Raw genomic sequence first — 16,755 nt, 5'->3', positions numbered from 1 at the left:
CCCGCAAACGGTTTCATCCGCGCGGGAGAGGTACAAACGCTTTCCAAATACATAGGAATGTGGAGGAAAGGTCGATGGAAAAAACGTTTCTGATGGTGAAACCCGACGGGGTGCAGCGTGGACTGATTGGCGAGATCATCTCCCGGTTCGAGAATAAGGGATATAAGTTGGTCTCCGGCAAGTTGATGACCGTCCCCCGCGAGCTCGCAGAACAGCATTACGCCGAGCATAAGGAGCGCCCTTTTTTCGGTGAGCTAGTAGATTTCATCACATCGGGCCCGGTATTCGCCATGATCTGGGAAGGGGAAGACGTCATTACCACCGCTCGGCAGATGATGGGGAAAACGAAACCCTCGGAAGCCGCTCCCGGCACGATTCGTGGTGATTTCGGAATGACTGTCGGAAAGAACATCATCCACGGCTCCGACTCCCCAGCTAGTGCCGAGCGAGAAATATCCCTTTGGTTCAACAAAGAAGAGCAATCGGTATACGAAAAAACCATCGATGCATGGGTATATTGACCCGTAAAAAAACCGTTGTCCTCGAGGGCAGCGGTTTTTTTGTCGCTATTCCCATGGATATAAATATAGACTGGTTTGTAAAGCAAACAAAATCAATGGAGGATAAAGCTCGCGGCAAAGTCGGAAATCTTTCTCCTGTCCGCCTCCTGTGTTATAATCCGATTAACTTTTATCCGGGATGAGACCGGTATGATTGATCGAACCACACTTCCACATACTAAACACAGACGGAGAGGACGGAAGGCATATGCGTTATTTGACGGCAGGGGAGTCACATGGACCGCAGTTGACATTGATTATCGAAGGGTTGCCCAGTCGGCTCCCTTTCTCCAAGGAGAAGATTGATACGGAACTAGCCCGCCGCCAGAAGGGATATGGCCGTGGACGAAGGATGCAGATCGAATCGGATCAGGTCCAGATCTTATCCGGAATCCGGTTCGAAAAGACGACAGGCGCCCCGGTGGCGTTGGCTATCGAAAACAAGGACTGGGTCAAGTGGGTGGAGATCATGCGTCCCGACACCGATCCAGGGCAGGCGGAGAAACGGCGCGTGGCCCGACCGCGCCCGGGGCACGCTGATTTGAATGGTGCGATCAAGTACGGCCATCGGGACATGCGTGATGTGCTGGAACGTTCCAGTGCCCGGGAGACGGCTGCTCGTGTTGCGGCTGGGGCTGTTGCCAAGCAAGTGTTGGAGCACTGTGGAATTCGTGTTGCTAGCCATGTGGTCCGTATCGGTTCCGTCGCAACGGAACGGATCGACCTCAATGGCTGGACGGCAGAAACGATTGCCGAAAAATCAGAAGCTTCCCCGGTTCGTTGTTTGGATCCGGAGGCGGAACAGGCGATGATCCGTGTCATCGACGAGGCGAAAGAAGAGGGGGATAGCCTAGGCGGCGTGGTGGAAGTTGTCGTGGAAAATGTCCCTGTCGGTCTGGGAAGCCATGTACACTATGACCGGAAGCTGGACGCCCGTATCGCCCAGGCGATCGTCAGTATCAATGCTTTCAAAGGGGCGGAAATCGGGATTGGCTTTGAAGCCGGAGAGCGGAAGGGTTCTCAGGTGCATGACGAAATTCTCTGGTCGGAAGAACGGGGTTTCCATCGTGCGACTAACCGCCTTGGCGGGTTTGAAGGCGGTATGACAACGGGGGAGCCTCTGGTGGTGCGCGGGGTGATGAAGCCAATCCCCACCCTCTATAAACCCTTGCAAAGTGTCGATATTGACACCAAGGAGCCCTTTGCTGCCAGTATCGAGCGATCGGACAACTGTGCGGTACCCGCCGCCAGTGTCGTCGCTGAAAATGTAGTCGCTTGGGAAGTGGCAAAAGCCCTATTGGAAACATTTTCTTCCGATAAGGCGGAGGATCTCCTTCGGGAGGTTGAGCGCCACCGGAATGAAGTGAAGGGTTTCTGACATGAAGACGATTCAGGTGGAATTGGCTGAGAAGCGGTATCCGATTCATATCGGGAGCGGGCTCTTTGAAAAGCTGCCCCAGTTCCTTGAAGGGATCGGGTGGGGCCGGGAGCGCCGCCTGATGCTGGTGGCGGATTCTCACGTCTCTCCCCTCTACGCCGAACGGGTGTTGAAACCGCTGGAGCAGGCAGGGTTTACGGTGGGGCAAATCACCCATCCTGCCGGGGAAGAGTCTAAATCCCTTCATACGCTGGAACGATTGGTGGAAGATTGTATCCGGTTCGGCCTAGACCGTTCTGGAGCCGTTTTGGCACTAGGCGGGGGAGTCACAGGGGATTTGGCAGGGTTTCTTGCCGCTTCCTATATGAGAGGCATCCCCTTCATCCAACTCCCAACCACCCTTTTGGCTCATGATAGCAGTGTGGGTGGGAAGGTCGGGGTTAACCATCCTCTCGGAAAAAACATGATCGGTGCTTTTCACCAGCCTGCGATGGTGGTGTTTGACACCGATGTCCTAAAAACCCTTCCGGAACGGGAGATCCTCTCTGGTTGTGCGGAGGTAGTGAAGCATGCTCTCATTTGGGATGCTTCCTTTGCCGATTGGTTGATGGAGCACCATCGACAACTAATGGCCCTGGAACCGGAAGTGACGGCGGAGGCCATCGAGCGGGGCTGCCGGGTCAAAGCAGCCGTGGTCTCGCAGGATGAGAAGGAGTCCGGCATCCGGGCTATCCTCAATTATGGTCATACGATCGGCCATGCCCTGGAATCGGTGTCCGGTTATGGTGCTTTCACCCATGGGGAAGCCGTCGCCGTGGGAATGGCGGGAGCGGCATTACTTGGGGAAGCTCTGGGGACCGCAACGGAGGTCTTTCCCTTCACCCGTGAGTTGCTCGCCGCCTTCCGGCTTCCCACCCACCTTTCTCCGGTTTGGGCAGAGGAGGAACTGTTGGCCGCAATGAAACGGGACAAAAAGGCGAAGAAGGGGGCTTACACGTTTGTTCTCCCCACGGGGATCGGTTCTGTCGTTCTCCAGCACGGTGTGGAAGAGGCGGCGATCCGGGAAGTCCTCGCTCGACTGAGAGGGGGAGAGAGTCGATGATACGAGGGATTCGAGGGGCCACGACGGTGGAGAAAAACGAGGCGGAAGAGATTCTTACCGCTACCCGGGAACTCCTTGAGGAGATCATCCACTTGAACGATTTAAAGCCGGAGGATATCGCCAGTGTGTTTATCACGGCCACCCCCGATTTAACCGCCACTTTTCCGGCAAGGGCTATTCGGATGATGCCGGGTTGGGAGATGGTTCCACTGATGTGCGCGGCCGAGATTGACGTTCCTGGCGCGATTTCTCGATGTATCCGCCTGCTTCTTCATGCAAATACTGAAAGGCGGGGAAATGAAGTCCACCACGCCTATCTAAGAGATGCCCGCAGCTTGCGGCCAGATTTGGTCCCGCCGGAAAAAAACCGTTGACATCTGACCGACTCTTTTGTAATGTTGAAACAAGTTTAGCTGAGAGCAGAGAATGAGTTGAGACGAGATTGCAGAGCAGAGGAGAGCCGAGGAAGCAGCTATTTGGACGGACTTCCAACCAAGGCCTCTGTGCCTTGGTTTTTTGCATTCCCCGACTTCCATTAATTTCCTTTTTCCTCGCTAACCTCTCTTTTCGTCTCCAAAGGGTTCAAACCCAGAGGAGGGAGATTGTGATGTTTGTCCCCCGTTTGAAGGATGTGCGGGAAATGGCCCGCCAATATTCCACGATTCCCATTTGCAAAAAGATCTTCGCTGATACCGAAACACCGATCCGCCTATTTCAGCGGCTTGGAGACCAACCCTATTCGTTTCTGTTGGAAAGTGCGGAGGGAGGGGAGCGCTGGGGGCGCTACTCTTTCATCGGTACGGATCCTTTTCTCACCTTCCGGGCACAAAAGGGCCAAGGAATCGTGAAGGAGGGGGGCACCACGCGCACTTTTGCGACAGATCGACCCCTGGAGGTCCTTCAGGATCTCTTGGCTCGGTACCATTCCCCACGGTTACCGGGGTTCCCTCCTTTCCTGGGGGGAGCGGTCGGCTATATCGGTTTCGAAGCGGTCACGACGTTTGAAGCTGTTCCCCGCCCTACAGGAAGGGATACCACCGGGGCTGATGATGTTCACGTCATGTTTTGTGATCGACTGCTGATCGTGGATCATCTCAAGCAGGAGATGACCCTGGTGATCAATTTACATGTGCCTCCCGGCGCTGATGAAGAAGCGTTGGGCCGAGCTTACGGAGAGACGGTTGCAGCCATTGATGGCTGGGCAGAAGCGATTCGCACCAAAGAGCCAGCATCCTCCCCGCTCCCCACCGTTTCAACGCCGGAGGAGGGAATCGACTTCTCCCGTGTCCGATCCAATATGACTAAGGAAGCGTATTGTGCCGTGGTGGAGAAGGCCAAAGAGCATATCCGACGCGGGGACATCTTCCAGCTGGTTCCTTCCCAGCGGTGGACTTGGGAGGCGGCACCCCCCTCTTTTGACGTATACCGGGTACTGCGTACACTCAACCCGTCTCCCTATATGTATTATTTGTCCCTGGGAGGAGAAGAAATCGTCGGTACTTCCCCGGAGCTCCTGGTTCGGGTGAGTGACGGACGGGTCGAGACTCGCCCCATCGCCGGTACCCGTCCGAGAGGAAGGGATGAAGAGGAAGATCGGGTCCTGGCTGATGATCTGCTCACCGATGAGAAGGAACGGGCAGAGCACGTAATGCTGGTTGATCTCGGTCGCAATGATCTCGGCCGTGTTTCTCGTTATGGGACGGTGAAGGTGACCGAAGAGATGAACGTGGAACGTTATTCCCATGTGATGCACATGGTTTCCCATGTGACAGGACAACTCTCAGAGAGATATTCCCCTATAGACGCCTTCCGGGCCTGTTTTCCGGCCGGAACGGTTTCCGGAGCTCCAAAAGTGAAGGCGATGGAGTTAATTGGCGAGATGGAACCCGGTCCCCGGGGAGTTTATGCAGGAGCGATCGGATATTTCGGTTTTTCCGGCAATCTGGACAGCTGCATCACGATCCGGACGATCCATTTCAAAGATGGAGACGCCTATATTCAGGCAGGCGGCGGGGTTGTGGCCGACTCGGTTCCGGAAAAAGAGTATGAAGAGTCGCGGAATAAGGCGCGGGGTATGATTCGAGCTCTCCATATCACAGAAAATCTGTTTCAAGGGATTGGAAAATGAAAGGGGAGAGGACCATGATACAGCAAAGCCTGGCCAAAGTAGTCGATGGAAAAGACCTGACTCGCAGGGAATCCAGAGAGTTAATGGCGGCGATGATGGAGGGGGCCCTCTCTCCCGCTCAGGCCGGAGCGGCACTGACGGCTCTTCGGATGAAAGGAGAGACCGTAGGGGAGCTGACGGGTTTGGCAACAGCGATGCGGGAAAAAGCAACTCGTCTTCCGGCTATTCCTTCCGAAGCGGTGGATACCTGTGGCACAGGAGGGGATGGAGGCCGGACGTTTAATATCTCTACCGCTGCTGCCATTGTGGCCGCTGGCGCCGGAGTCAAAGTAGCCAAACACGGGAACCGGGCTGTCTCCAGTAAAAGCGGCAGTGCCGATGTCTTGGAGGCTCTGGGGGTTGATATCCAGCAGACGGCGGATGATGCTGCTCGTGCATTGGAGAAAACGGGTATCTGTTTTCTCTTCGCCCCTTTGTTCCATCAGGCGATGAAGCATGTGATGCCGACTCGCAAGGAACTGGGATTCCGGACTTGTTTCAACCTCCTCGGCCCCTTGGCCAACCCAGCCGGTGTGAAACGGCAACTGGTGGGAGTTTATGATCCGGAATTGACGGAGCCGGTCGCTGAGGTTCTCCTCTCCCTCGGGTCGGAACGGGTAATGGTCGTGTCGAGCCTGGATGGGATTGATGAGATCTCTGTTACGGCGGAAACGCAAATCAGCGAAGTGAAGGACGGAACGGTCCATACTAGACGCGTGACTCCGGAAGAATTGGGTTTGACTCGTGGAACCCTGGAAGACCTAGCTGGCGGGGACGCCAACGTAAATGCTCGCTTGATCCGCCGCGTATTGGAAGGGGAGCCCGGTCCTTGTAGAGACGTGGTTCTTGCCAACGCTGGAGCCGTGATTGCCATTGCAGGCAAGGCTCTATCCCTGAAGGAGGGAATCCAACTTGCTGCTGAAGCGGTTGACCGAGGAGCTGCTTCCGCCAAACTGAAGGAAATGACGGAGAGCGGGAAGGAGGTCTCCTATGTTTCTTAATCGGATTACCGAGGTGAAACGACGGGAACTGGAGGTCTTGCGTACACGCCTTTCTCACCAAGAGGAAGAAACGGTGAAGGAGTTGCCGCCTTGTCGTTCCCTGGTTGCCGCCATGACAAAAAAATCTCCGAGTCCGGCCCTGATTGCCGAGGTAAAACCAGCTTCTCCCTCTAAAGGTGTGATCCGGGAACGGGTGAACCCGGTAGAAACAGCTCGGGGTTATGAGGCAGGAGGAGCCTCTGCCGTTTCTGTTCTAACGGATGCTTCCTTTTTCAAAGCGGATGCTGCCAACCTGAGCCAGGTGAAACCCGCGGTCTCTATCCCAGTTCTAAGAAAAGATTTCATTCTCGATCCCCTGCAGGTTCTGGAGAGCCGGCTTATCGGAGCGGATGCCATCCTGCTGATCGCTGCCATCCTATCCGAGGATCAACTTCAATCCCTGACGATGGAAGCACATCGTCTGGGAATGGAGGTGCTTCTTGAAATCCATGGGGAAGAGGAGATCCCTCGGGCCCTGGCGGCAAAGCCCAACGTCCTGGGAATCAATAACCGCAATTTGGCCACCTTTGAGACGGATCTCGCCGTGACGGAGCGGCTGTATCCGAAGATTCCGCGGGGAATCCCCGTGATCGGAGAAAGCGGAATTCATTCAAGGAATGATTACAAACGGCTGGAGCGGGCCGGTGTGGACGGGGTGCTGGTCGGTGAATACCTGATGCGTCAACCTTCACCGGAAGTGGCGGTCAGGGAGCTGTTAAACGGGGTGACGGTGTGAGAACCACGGTCAAAATATGCGGGTTGCGCCGGCCTGAAGATGTGGAAGGGCTGGCGGGGTTGGATTTGGACGCTGCCGGCTTCATCCTTGTCCCTGGTCGCAAGCGAACCGTGTCGATGAAAACCGCCTCTGATCTGGTAAAGAGGCTTCCGCGGGGAATCGCTTCTATCGGGGTGATGATGGATCCGTCGGAGGAGGAAGTGGATCGTTGGTTGTCGGCTGTCTCCTTTGACCGGATCCAGTTGCACGGGGAGGAATCCGCTGTTTTTTGCCGCCGCTTGAAAGAGAGGTTTCACCTTCCTATCATCAAGGTATTCCATATCGGGCAGAAGGGGCCGGTGGATACTCCTGAGGAGTATGCTCCCTGGGTGGACGGGGTTTTGCTCGACTCCTCTGTCGGAGATAGGCGGGGAGGGACGGGGCGTCCCTTTGATTGGGAGGCGATTCCGACTGTCCGACAGCAGTGGAAGAAAGTCGGGGTCCCGGTCTGGGTCGCCGGGGGCCTACACCCGGGAAATGTCGGGGAGCTGCTGATGCGCTATGCCCCCGACGGAGTGGATACATCCAGCGGCGTAGAAACTGCGGGCAAAAAACAACGAGATCGAATGGCCCAGTTTGTGGAGAGGGTGAGACAATATGACCGACAGACAAGTCTTGGATAAAGCAAAGGAGGAGATCCCCTTTTCCGGGAGGTTTGGGGGATTTGGCGGGCGGTTCGTACCGGAAACCCTGATGAACGCTCTAGACGAACTGGAGGCGGGATATCGGGAAGCGATGGCGAATCGGGATTTCCAAGAGGAACTGAGGGAGCTGCTTTCGGAGTATTCGGGACGACCGACACCGCTGACCCAGGCTGGAAATCTGACCCACCATGCCGGGGGGGCAAAGATCTATCTCAAGCGGGAAGATTTGAACCATACCGGGGCGCACAAAATCAATAACACGCTCGGCCAGGGGCTCCTGGCTAAACGGATGGGCAAAAAGAAACTCATCGCCGAGACGGGTGCGGGACAGCATGGAGTCGCCTCTGCAACGGTGGCTTCCCTTCTGGGGATGGAGTGCAAGGTATTTATGGGGGAAGAAGATGTCCGTCGCCAGAAGCTGAATGTTTTTCGTATGGAACTGCTCGGGGCAGAGGTGGTGCCGGTCGCTTCCGGTACCCGTACCTTGAAGGACGCGACCAATGAAGCGATCCGTCACTGGGTAACCCATGTGGAAGATACGTTTTACCTGATCGGATCCGTGGTGGGCCCTCACCCCTACCCGGCGATGGTGCGGGATTTCCAGCGGGTGATCGGGGATGAAACCCGGGTTCAGCTGTTGGAAAAAGAGGGGCGTCTACCTGATGATGTCATCGCCTGTGTAGGAGGCGGCAGCAATGCGATTGGGATGTTTACCGCTTTTCTCGGGGATGAATCAGTCCGTCTCCACGGTGTGGAAGCGGCGGGGGAAGGCCTCTTGACGGATCGTCATGCCGCAACCCTCACCAAGGGGTCTCCTGGCGTTCTTCACGGTTCTTTCACCTATCTCCTCCAAGATGAGCATGGCCAGATCCTGCCGGCCCATTCGATATCCGCAGGCCTGGATTACCCTGGAGTAGGCCCGGAGCACGCCTATCTGAAGGATGCACAACGGGTCCGCTATACTACGGCGACAGATGCGGAGGCCCTGGAGGCGGTGAAGCTCCTCTCCCGGACAGAGGGAATCTTGCCTGCGCTGGAATCCGCCCACGCGGTGGCGGAAGGGGTCAAGCTGGCTAAACGAGCAAAGCCCGGCTCACTGGTGGTTATTTGTTTGTCAGGCCGGGGAGATAAGGATGTAGAGTCGATCCGCGCTGGATTGGAGGGACCCGAATATGAATCTCATTGAACAAGCATTCCGCCGTCCGGGACGTAAGCTGATTCCTTTCATCACAGCAGGGGATCCCGACTGGGAGACAAGCCTTTCTTTAATCCGCCTTTTGGATCAAGAAGACGTAACGGCGATTGAACTGGGGGTTCCTTACACGGATCCCCTGGCCGACGGTCCGGTGATCCAGGCTGCCTCCGACCGTGCCCTCGCTAAAGGGATGACACTGACGGGCGTACTGGAATTAGCCCGTACTGCACGGGAGGAAGGGGTAGATACCCCGCTCATCCTGTTTTCCTATTACAACCCCCTCCTTCGTTTTGGTTTGTCCCGTTTGACTCGATTGGCCAAAGAAAGCGGAATCGACGGCATGATTGTGCCCGATTTGCCCTTTGAGGAAAGTGCTGATCTGGCTGAACTGGCGGAGGAGGCCAATCTATGCCTGATTCCGCTCACGGCGCCCACTTCCAAGGACCGAATCGAACGGATTACAGCGAAGGCTCGGGGCTTCGTCTACTGTGTCTCCTCTTTGGGCACGACGGGGACGCGCAGTACGTTTTCCAGCGGGGTGGAGGCTTTTCTCGATACGGTGAAAAAGTCGAGCCCCGTGCCGACGGCGATTGGCTTTGGTATATCCCGCCGTGAGCATGTAGACCGTTTTCTCAAACATGCCGATGCTGTGGTGGTGGGAAGTGCTCTCGTTCGCATGATCGAGGAACGCCTCTCTCGCTTCAAAGATCCCGAGACGAGAGAAGAGGCATTAGAGGAAATCCGTTGCTTTGTGCGTGACCTGGCGGCGGAGGAAGTACCAGCGATTGACCGCTAGACTTTATCATCAGTCTTGGCCCGCGGCACGTGCTGCGGGTTTTTCCGGTCGGTATGGTTGGGCAAAGCGCCTGTTCTGTTGTAAACTATAGAGAAAACCAGTGGGGAGGAACCGCACGAATGAAATCAAAGTCGGTGCTCCAGGATGTCCCGGTCTATCAGCCGGGTAAACCTCTGGAGGAAGTGAAACAAGAATACGGTTTAGACCAAGTAATCAAGCTGGCCTCTAACGAAAACCCTTTCGGCTGTTCGCCCAAGGTGTGGGAATCCCTGAACGTGGAGAGGGATTTTTTTGCCATCTACCCTGAGGGAGAAGCTCCGCTCCTTCGTCGGGAGCTGGCTGCCCGGCTTGATATCGGGCCGGAATGGTTGCTGTTCGGCAATGGGTCCGACGAGGTCGTGCAAATGCTGGCCCGGACGTTTCTGGAGCCGGGACAAGAATCGGTCATGGCGGATATCACGTTCCCCCGCTACAAGACACAGGTCTTGATTGAAGGGTGCAAGGCGGTGGAGGTTCCCCTCAAAAACGGCGTTCACGATCTGGAAGGAATGGCAACTGCCATCAACGAAAAAACGCGCATCGTCTGGATTTGCAATCCGAACAACCCGACGGGGACCATCATTGATGCGGAAGAGCTGGCCGCTTTCATGGAGAAGGTACCGGAACACGTGCTGGTGGTACTCGACGAGGCTTATGAGGAGTATGTAACTGATCCCGCCTATCCGGACAGTCTCTCCCTCGTTAAAAAGGATCCGCGTGTGGTTGTGCTTCGCACGTTTTCCAAAATCTATGGACTGGCCGCTTTCCGTATCGGCTACGGGGTGATGGATCCGTCTCTGGTTGCAGAGATGAATCGAGTTCGGGAGCCTTTTAATGCCAACCGGCTCGCTCAGCGGGCCGCGCGAGCCGCCTTGGATGACCCATCTTTTGTCGACCGCTGTCGACAGGAAAACCGGCGGGGAATTGAAGAATTTGAAAGACAACTGAAAGAGTGGGGCCTCTCCTATTTCCCTTCTCAGGGTAATTTTCTTTTGCTAGATACCGGCCGTCCGGCACAGGATGTCTTCCAATGCCTGTTATCGAAAGGGATTATCGTCCGTTCCGGGGCCGCTCTCGGTTATCCGACTCATATCCGGGTCACAGTTGGCACTCCAGAACAGAACCGGGTATTTCTTGCCCAATTAGCTGTTTGTCTGGGCAAGCCGGCCCCGATCCGATGAAAAAGGCAACCGTACTGGGAATCGGGTTGATCGGAGGTTCCCTTGCTCTCTGCCTGAAGAAACGGACGGATTTGTGTGTCGAGGGGTTTGACGCGTCGGAGACCACCCTGGGCCTCGCGGAGTCTGCGGGTGTCATCGATCGTGGGTACACGGATTTGGCACAGGCAGTAGAAGGGGCAGACTATCTCTTTCTGGCCGTGCCGGTGGGAGCAGCGACGGATCTGCTCGACCGGTTGGCTGAGTTGCCGCTGAAAGAAGGGTGCATCATTTCTGACGTGGGCAGCACCAAGGGTCAAGTGGTGGAGCATGCCGCAGGCTTGAGAAATCTCGGCGCCATATTCATCGGTGGCCACCCCATGGCCGGTTCCCATCAGTCCGGGGTACAGGCGGCCCACCCGTTGCTCTTTGAGAACGCTTATTATGTGTTGACGCCTCTGCCGGAAACGCCCTTAGCCGAAGTGCAGTGCCTCTCCCGCTTGTTAACCGAGGCAACGGGGGCGCAACTGGTTATCATGGCCCCGGACCATCATGATCGCGTAGTAGGTGCGATCAGCCACCTTCCCCACATAGTAGCCTCTGGCCTTGTCAACCAGGTGAGCCGGTACAATAAATCCAACGAATGGTTTCATCGTCTCGCTGCAGGCGGTTTTCGGGATCTCACTCGGGTGGCTGCAGCCCATCCCGTCATGTGGCGGGATATTCTCCTTTCCAATCGTGGGGCGATTCTGGAGCTCATGGACGACTGGATACGGGAAATGGAGGAGATCAAAGGGGCGGTGGCAGAGGCGCAACCGGAGGAGATCGAGTCCTTCTTCGCCAGTGCCAAGCGTTCTCGGGAACAACTTCCCGACCGGAAACGAGGAGTGTTGGCTCCCCACTTTGAGTGCTATGTGGACGTGCCGGACCATCCGGGTGTCATTGCGACGGTGGCCAAACTCCTTGGAAACAACGAGATCAATATCAAAAATATCGGTGTGATGGAAAACAGGGAAGACCGGGAAGGAATCCTCCGGCTTGTGTTCAGAAGCGAAGAAGAGCTTGTCCGGGCACGGTCATGTCTGCGCCGGGAAGGATACCGGGTGTTCGACCTGGAGGAGAAACAGCAGAAATGAAAGAGGCGATACCGTGCAGCGATTGCAAATCGAACCCAGAACCAATCTGAAGGGAACCATCCGGGTACCTGGTGACAAATCCATTTCCCACCGTGCGGTAATGTTTGGCGCGATTGCGGAGGGGACAACCCGGGTCGAAGGTTTTCTGCCTGGAGCGGACTGTCTCAGCACCATCGATTGCTTCCGAAAAATGGGTGTCCCGATCACTCGGAAGTCAGATACCTCTCTCGTGATTGAGGGGGGAGGGTGGGACGGTCTTCAGGAGCCGACTGAATTCCTTGACGTGGGAAATTCCGGCACCACCATTCGTCTGATGCTGGGCATCCTGGCAGGCCGCTCCTTCTACTCCGCAATCGCGGGAGACGCCTCCATCGCCCGTCGGCCGATGGATCGGGTTATCCAACCGCTCCGCCGCATGGGCGCCAAGGTAGAGGGGCGCAGCGGCGGGTCTTTCACTCCATTGGGTGTCCGAGGCGGTGGATTACACGGCATTGAGCATCAAAGCCCTGTTGCCAGCGCTCAGGTGAAATCCTGCCTTCTTCTTGCAGGTTTACAAGCGAAGGGGATCACTCAGGTAAAAGAGCCCTCTCTGTCCAGAGATCACACAGAGCGAATGCTGAGGGCCTTTGGTGTGGAAGTGGACTCTTTTGCAGGCGGGGTGTCAGTCCGCGGCGGCCAGACTCTCACAGGGGGCGAGGTGAAGGTTCCAGGGGATATCTCCTCGGCTGCTTTCCCGATGGCTGCTGCCCTGATTGTTCCAGGGAGTCGGATCACCATTCGGGATGTAGGACTCAACCCGACCCGGACCGGTATCATCGATGCCTTCCAGGCGATGGGGGGCCAAGTGGAAGTGACGGAAACGGGTGAATGGTGCGGTGAGCCCGTAGGGGATCTAACCGTTCACGCTTCCTCGTTGCATGGGGTAGAGATTGGGGGAGAGCTCATTCCCCGCCTAATCGATGAAATCCCGATCCTGGCCGTTGCAGCCACTCAGGCTCAGGGGCGAACGGTTATCCGGGACGCAGCGGAATTGAAAGTGAAGGAGACCAATCGAATTGCGGTGACCGCAGCAGAGTTGACCAAACTGGGGGCTCATGTGGAGGAAACACCGGACGGTTTGATCATTGAAGGCCCCGTTTCTCTCACAGGATCTCTCTGTGACAGCCATGGTGACCACCGAATTGGGATGGCAGCGGCCGTAGCCGGACTGATTGCAAAAGGCGGTACCACCGTGGAAAATGCTTCTGCCATCGATGTTTCTTTCCCGGGATTCGCAGAGACGATGGGTCGGCTGTGAACAACTGAACAAATAAACGACCGGTCAGATGCTTAGCTCATTATCCGTCGGACTTGAAAGGGAGTTCTCTCTCAAGTCCGATCATTTAGGTTGATACGTCAAAAAATTTAGAATTACTTGTTGACGAGAGGAGAAGGCTGGCTTATACTATACGCATAGTATGGTTTCTCTCCACTCCTATCCATTATTGCACGTAGAGTGCAGACCGCCTGTCCACAGGCGGTTCTTTTTTTATCCAATAGGACATACCCCTACTTATGGGGGGGAGTTCGATGAATGAAAACGAGCGGGCGATGGCGGTGGAGGCCGGTTTTGTGATAGGAGCGGTTATTGCGCTGAAAGAATGGATTTTTCCCTTTTTTATTTGGCGCTTTTTCCCTACAGGGGATTTGGCCGCCCTGATGCTCGAATGGATGATGATCATGGTTAGTGTAATCACCTGTGTCATCTACTTGGGATTAGGCTCTTCTGCAAGGCACCTGCACGGTCTGTCTTTAAACCGGTCTGTCTTCCTCTTTCTTTCTTCTCACCTCCCCCTTATTCTGCTGTGTTCTCCGATTTCCCGGCAAATTCCCTTTCTTTCTCCTGTTCACGAAGCAGCAAAGGATTGGGGTGGGCTAATCGGGGACGGTCTCCAATTGTTCCATCCTTTGCTGGAGTGGGACCTCCCATTGCTGCCCGGAGGGATGGCGCTGGTTCTCTTCCTGACGGGACGATTCGTGCAAGTGGTGGATGAATCGCAACGGACAGTTTCTTCCCGTCAACAACCTGGTACCCGCCGGGGAAAAGGGTAGAACTGCTCTATCGAATTCGTATCATCTCAACAACACCCGAGAAGGGTGTTGTTTTTGGTTGGTGAGGGAGGGGCCCTACTCTGGAAAGAGGTATGATTTTGCCGTGGAAGATGCAAGATAGAAAAAGGAAAGAAATGGAGGGGGATGGGTATGAATTTCGCTGATCTGTTGACTTACGCGGATATTGATACTCTGCAGCGGATGGCAAGCCATTATGGTTGCGGTCACGATTTGCATTCCAAAAACGATCTGATCTCCTCTCTCCTCCATCACCTGGGTGGGAAATCCCGGCTGGAGGGTGAAGTGGATACGTTATCCGAAGCTGAATTTCGGTTTCTCCAACAGCTTTGTTTCGATTCCCGGGATCTTTTCAGCCAAGAAGAGCTGCTCGCTAAAGGGCGGGCTGCGCTGGATGGGAAAAAGGAAGAACCCCGTCGACTAGTCCGGCTTGCCTGTCGGAAGGGGTGGCTGTTTCCGGGGTTTTCCCACCGTCATAAATATCTGTTCCGGATGCCTGCTGATCTTCGGCGGCGCTATTTGAATCTGTTTGCGGATAAGTACGGGGAGGGCGGGGGGCCTTCTCCGTCTGCTTACCGGAGTGAAGAAGGGTTGTTGGAGGAAGATTTGTATCGCTTTCTCACCTTTCTTTACCGTCATGAGGTACGCCTTACATCCGAAGGGGGGATATACCGCCAGCAGCAGCGGCAGCTCTTTCAGACCTTCCAAGTCCGGGAAGACCCTATCGACCGAAAGGGTTGGCGTTTTGGGTTTGGCAGGCGCTATCACCTCTATCCGGACCGTTTTTCTCTTCTGTACGACTATGCTTTTTTCAAAGGTTATATCGCGGAAGATGAAATGGAAGGTTGTCTCCGTTTAACGGAAGCGGGGGCGGGGAAAGTCATGGATAACGAGGTAGGTGAAGGGAAAGAGCTCTATCGCTTCTGGTTGCGTCTCTACAAAAAACCGATTCCCCAGCTGGCGATGATCGTCAAATGGGTGGAGCTTCTTGCCAGGGAGTCCTGGCAGGAAACAGACCGCCTTTTCGAAGTAGCGAGCCCATGGATGGCATCGTACTATTACGAATCGGAAGAAGATCTTTTCCATCGCATCATGAAGATGATGCTCCATCTGGGTCTGCTCCGAATCGGAGAGACGGGACAGTCTCGCGTGGTCAGGATGAACCCTACTGGCCGGGGGTGGATTTCCGGTGTAGCTGGCTTTGCAGAGAGCACCCTGGATAAGCGCTGGTCGGAACCGGCCCCGGATCAAAATTTCTCTCGTCGGGCAGGAGACCGCCCCCTCGGTATGGAATAAAAAATATAAGCCTCTATTACGATTATCCGAAAATTTGAGAGGCTCCCCGCGTATATTACAAATAGAGTTCAAAATATTCTCATCGATGCGGATTGGGGGGGTAGGGTATGGGTGATTGTGTGACGGTCTCGGAGAAAAAGGAGTTTATCCAGTGGTTTTTGAACCGCTTCGAACTCCAGAAACGAGAGGCCGCCTGGCTTCTCAATTACCTCTGTTCCGACGACGAGCTCCTGGAACGTACCCATTTTGTCGATAGCCTGCGGCATTTACCCAAAGCCTTGTTGATCTCTACCCGATGCATTCAGATGACCCCCTTCAAGTTCACTAAAAACAGGCGGGTCAGTTCTGATGTCGAGACAGCTTTTTACGATATCCGTTCCTCTCCTCAAGAAGATTTGTACGTCAGTCTCTATTTTAAGGAAAGGTCCAGCTGCCCAGAATACGCTGCCGTATTGGAGGGTAATCCCATGGAGAGACAAGATCTCGTACAAGATACTTTATTCGGTCTATTTGCGGAGATGATCCTCGATCAAGCGGTTCGTGACTTCCAAGAAAAAGAGCTGTACCGGCGCATCGACGAGGCCCTAGCTATTGGAGACGAAAAGCAATTCTTACAATTAACCGAACAATGGCTTCAACTTGTGGAAAATGAAAAATAAGTCCGATATAATGCCCGGTAGAGGTCCGGGCCTTTTATATTTCAAGGTCCGAAATATGGCGTCTCCGGACATTTTGGGAGGGTTTTTCGGATGCGTCTCACCAATTTGGATATGGAAGAATGGAAGCAGTCGGCTCCTTATGTAGACAGCCTTCTTGTACCGGTCTATGGCATCCGCCTCCCGGGAAAACAGCCCGAACTTTTCGGACCGAGGTTGACGGAAAGGGTGGCGAAAGCGGTTGAGCAGGAACTGACCGGCCGCCTGCTGTTAATGCCTGCGATCCCTTATCAGGGTTTGGATGATAAGGTTTTTTTCTCCTACATAGACAGTGTGGTAAGGGAGCTAGCGCCATACGGTTTCCATCACTTATTTTTTCTGGGAGAAGGGAAACTATTTCCTAGGGGACTAGAAGAAGCAGGCTATCGATGGATCAACCTGGAACCGGAAAAAAGGGGGTTGGAAGAGGAGACGGAATCCGTCATCCAGCTTATCGTTCGGGTGTGGGAAACGGAATCAGGAGAATGATGGAAAGGTTTCCGGGGAGAATAATCGATGAATCCACAAGCTTGAAAACGGCATCAGGCCCGTCCTTGACATAGGTTGAGGCGGTTGGCTATCATGGATATGTCCTAGTAATACTTATGGTTTCGGTCCGGTTGGACGTTTAAGTCGTATAGAGGGAGGTCGGACGAGTCGTGAGCG

Annotated in this window: 17 protein-coding genes; all 17 read left to right on the top strand. The window is 54.9% G+C overall.

Annotated features, from left to right (window positions below):
• Window positions 1-74: 74 nt before the first annotated feature.
• The 17 genes from ndk (at window position 75) to ACFOUO_RS14705 (ending at window position 16,578) form a co-directional block, all read left to right on the top strand.
• Window positions 75-521 (top strand): nucleoside-diphosphate kinase, encoded by a 447-nt coding sequence (gene ndk, locus ACFOUO_RS14785; protein WP_380705916.1) that lies wholly within the window; start codon window positions 75-77, stop codon window positions 519-521.
• A gap of 247 nt (window positions 522-768) precedes the next feature.
• Window positions 769-1,938, top strand: a complete 1,170-nt coding sequence (gene aroC, locus ACFOUO_RS14780; protein WP_380705915.1) for a chorismate synthase — start codon at window positions 769-771, stop codon at window positions 1,936-1,938.
• Between the two features lies 1 nt (window position 1,939).
• A complete protein-coding gene (aroB, locus tag ACFOUO_RS14775; protein ID WP_380705914.1) occupies window positions 1,940-3,040 on the top strand; it encodes a 3-dehydroquinate synthase in 1,101 nt (366 codons plus the stop codon).
• Window positions 3,037-3,414 (top strand): chorismate mutase, encoded by a 378-nt coding sequence (aroH, locus tag ACFOUO_RS14770; protein WP_380705913.1) that lies wholly within the window; start codon window positions 3,037-3,039, stop codon window positions 3,412-3,414. The genes aroB and aroH overlap by 4 nt, the downstream gene beginning before the upstream one ends.
• Window positions 3,415-3,647: 233 nt before the next feature.
• Window positions 3,648-5,168, top strand: a complete 1,521-nt coding sequence (trpE, locus tag ACFOUO_RS14765) for an anthranilate synthase component I (RefSeq protein ID WP_380705912.1) — start codon at window positions 3,648-3,650, stop codon at window positions 5,166-5,168.
• 14 nt (window positions 5,169-5,182) lie between these two features.
• Window positions 5,183-6,208 carry an anthranilate phosphoribosyltransferase gene (gene trpD, locus ACFOUO_RS14760; RefSeq protein ID WP_380705911.1) on the top strand — a complete coding sequence of 342 codons (1,026 nt, stop codon included), beginning with the start codon at window positions 5,183-5,185 and terminating at the stop codon, window positions 6,206-6,208.
• Entirely contained in the window at window positions 6,198-6,983 is a 786-nt protein-coding gene (gene trpC / locus ACFOUO_RS14755) for an indole-3-glycerol phosphate synthase TrpC (protein WP_380705910.1), read from the top strand. Before trpD ends, trpC begins: the two co-directional genes overlap by 11 nt.
• Entirely contained in the window at window positions 6,980-7,645 is a 666-nt protein-coding gene (locus ACFOUO_RS14750) for a phosphoribosylanthranilate isomerase (RefSeq protein ID WP_380705909.1), read from the top strand. Before trpC ends, ACFOUO_RS14750 begins: the two co-directional genes overlap by 4 nt.
• The gene (gene trpB / locus ACFOUO_RS14745) at window positions 7,620-8,852 is read left to right on the top strand and encodes a tryptophan synthase subunit beta (protein ID WP_380705908.1); all 1,233 of its coding nucleotides are present in this window, start codon (window positions 7,620-7,622) and stop codon (window positions 8,850-8,852) included. Before ACFOUO_RS14750 ends, trpB begins: the two co-directional genes overlap by 26 nt.
• Window positions 8,839-9,657: a tryptophan synthase subunit alpha gene (gene trpA, locus ACFOUO_RS14740; RefSeq protein WP_380705907.1), complete on the top strand. Its 819-nt coding sequence runs from the start codon at window positions 8,839-8,841 to the stop codon at window positions 9,655-9,657. The genes trpB and trpA overlap by 14 nt, the downstream gene beginning before the upstream one ends.
• A 119-nt stretch (window positions 9,658-9,776) precedes the next feature.
• On the top strand, window positions 9,777-10,877 hold the full coding sequence (gene hisC, locus ACFOUO_RS14735) for a histidinol-phosphate transaminase (protein ID WP_380705906.1): 1,101 nt from the start codon (window positions 9,777-9,779) through the stop codon (window positions 10,875-10,877).
• Entirely contained in the window at window positions 10,874-11,989 is a 1,116-nt protein-coding gene (locus ACFOUO_RS14730; RefSeq protein WP_380705905.1) for a prephenate dehydrogenase, read from the top strand. Before hisC ends, ACFOUO_RS14730 begins: the two co-directional genes overlap by 4 nt.
• Window positions 11,990-12,002: 13 nt before the next feature.
• On the top strand, window positions 12,003-13,286 hold the full coding sequence (gene aroA / locus ACFOUO_RS14725; RefSeq protein ID WP_380705904.1) for a 3-phosphoshikimate 1-carboxyvinyltransferase: 1,284 nt from the start codon (window positions 12,003-12,005) through the stop codon (window positions 13,284-13,286).
• Between the two features lie 272 nt (window positions 13,287-13,558).
• Window positions 13,559-14,080: a hypothetical protein gene (locus ACFOUO_RS14720; RefSeq protein ID WP_380705903.1), complete on the top strand. Its 522-nt coding sequence runs from the start codon at window positions 13,559-13,561 to the stop codon at window positions 14,078-14,080.
• Between the two features lie 150 nt (window positions 14,081-14,230).
• A complete protein-coding gene (locus ACFOUO_RS14715; protein ID WP_380705902.1) occupies window positions 14,231-15,394 on the top strand; it encodes a hypothetical protein in 1,164 nt (387 codons plus the stop codon).
• A 107-nt stretch (window positions 15,395-15,501) separates the two neighbouring features.
• Window positions 15,502-16,053, top strand: coding sequence for a ReoY family proteolytic degradation factor (locus tag ACFOUO_RS14710; protein ID WP_380705901.1), 552 nt, complete (start codon window positions 15,502-15,504; stop codon window positions 16,051-16,053).
• 90 nt (window positions 16,054-16,143) lie between these two features.
• Entirely contained in the window at window positions 16,144-16,578 is a 435-nt protein-coding gene (locus tag ACFOUO_RS14705) for a DUF2487 family protein (RefSeq protein WP_380705900.1), read from the top strand.
• Window positions 16,579-16,755: the final 177 nt, after the last annotated feature.

Source organism: Salinithrix halophila, assembly GCF_042650125.1.
Lineage (GTDB): Bacteria > Bacillota > Bacilli > Thermoactinomycetales > DSM-45169 > Salinithrix > Salinithrix halophila.
This window is presented reverse-complemented; position numbering and strand designations above follow the sequence as displayed.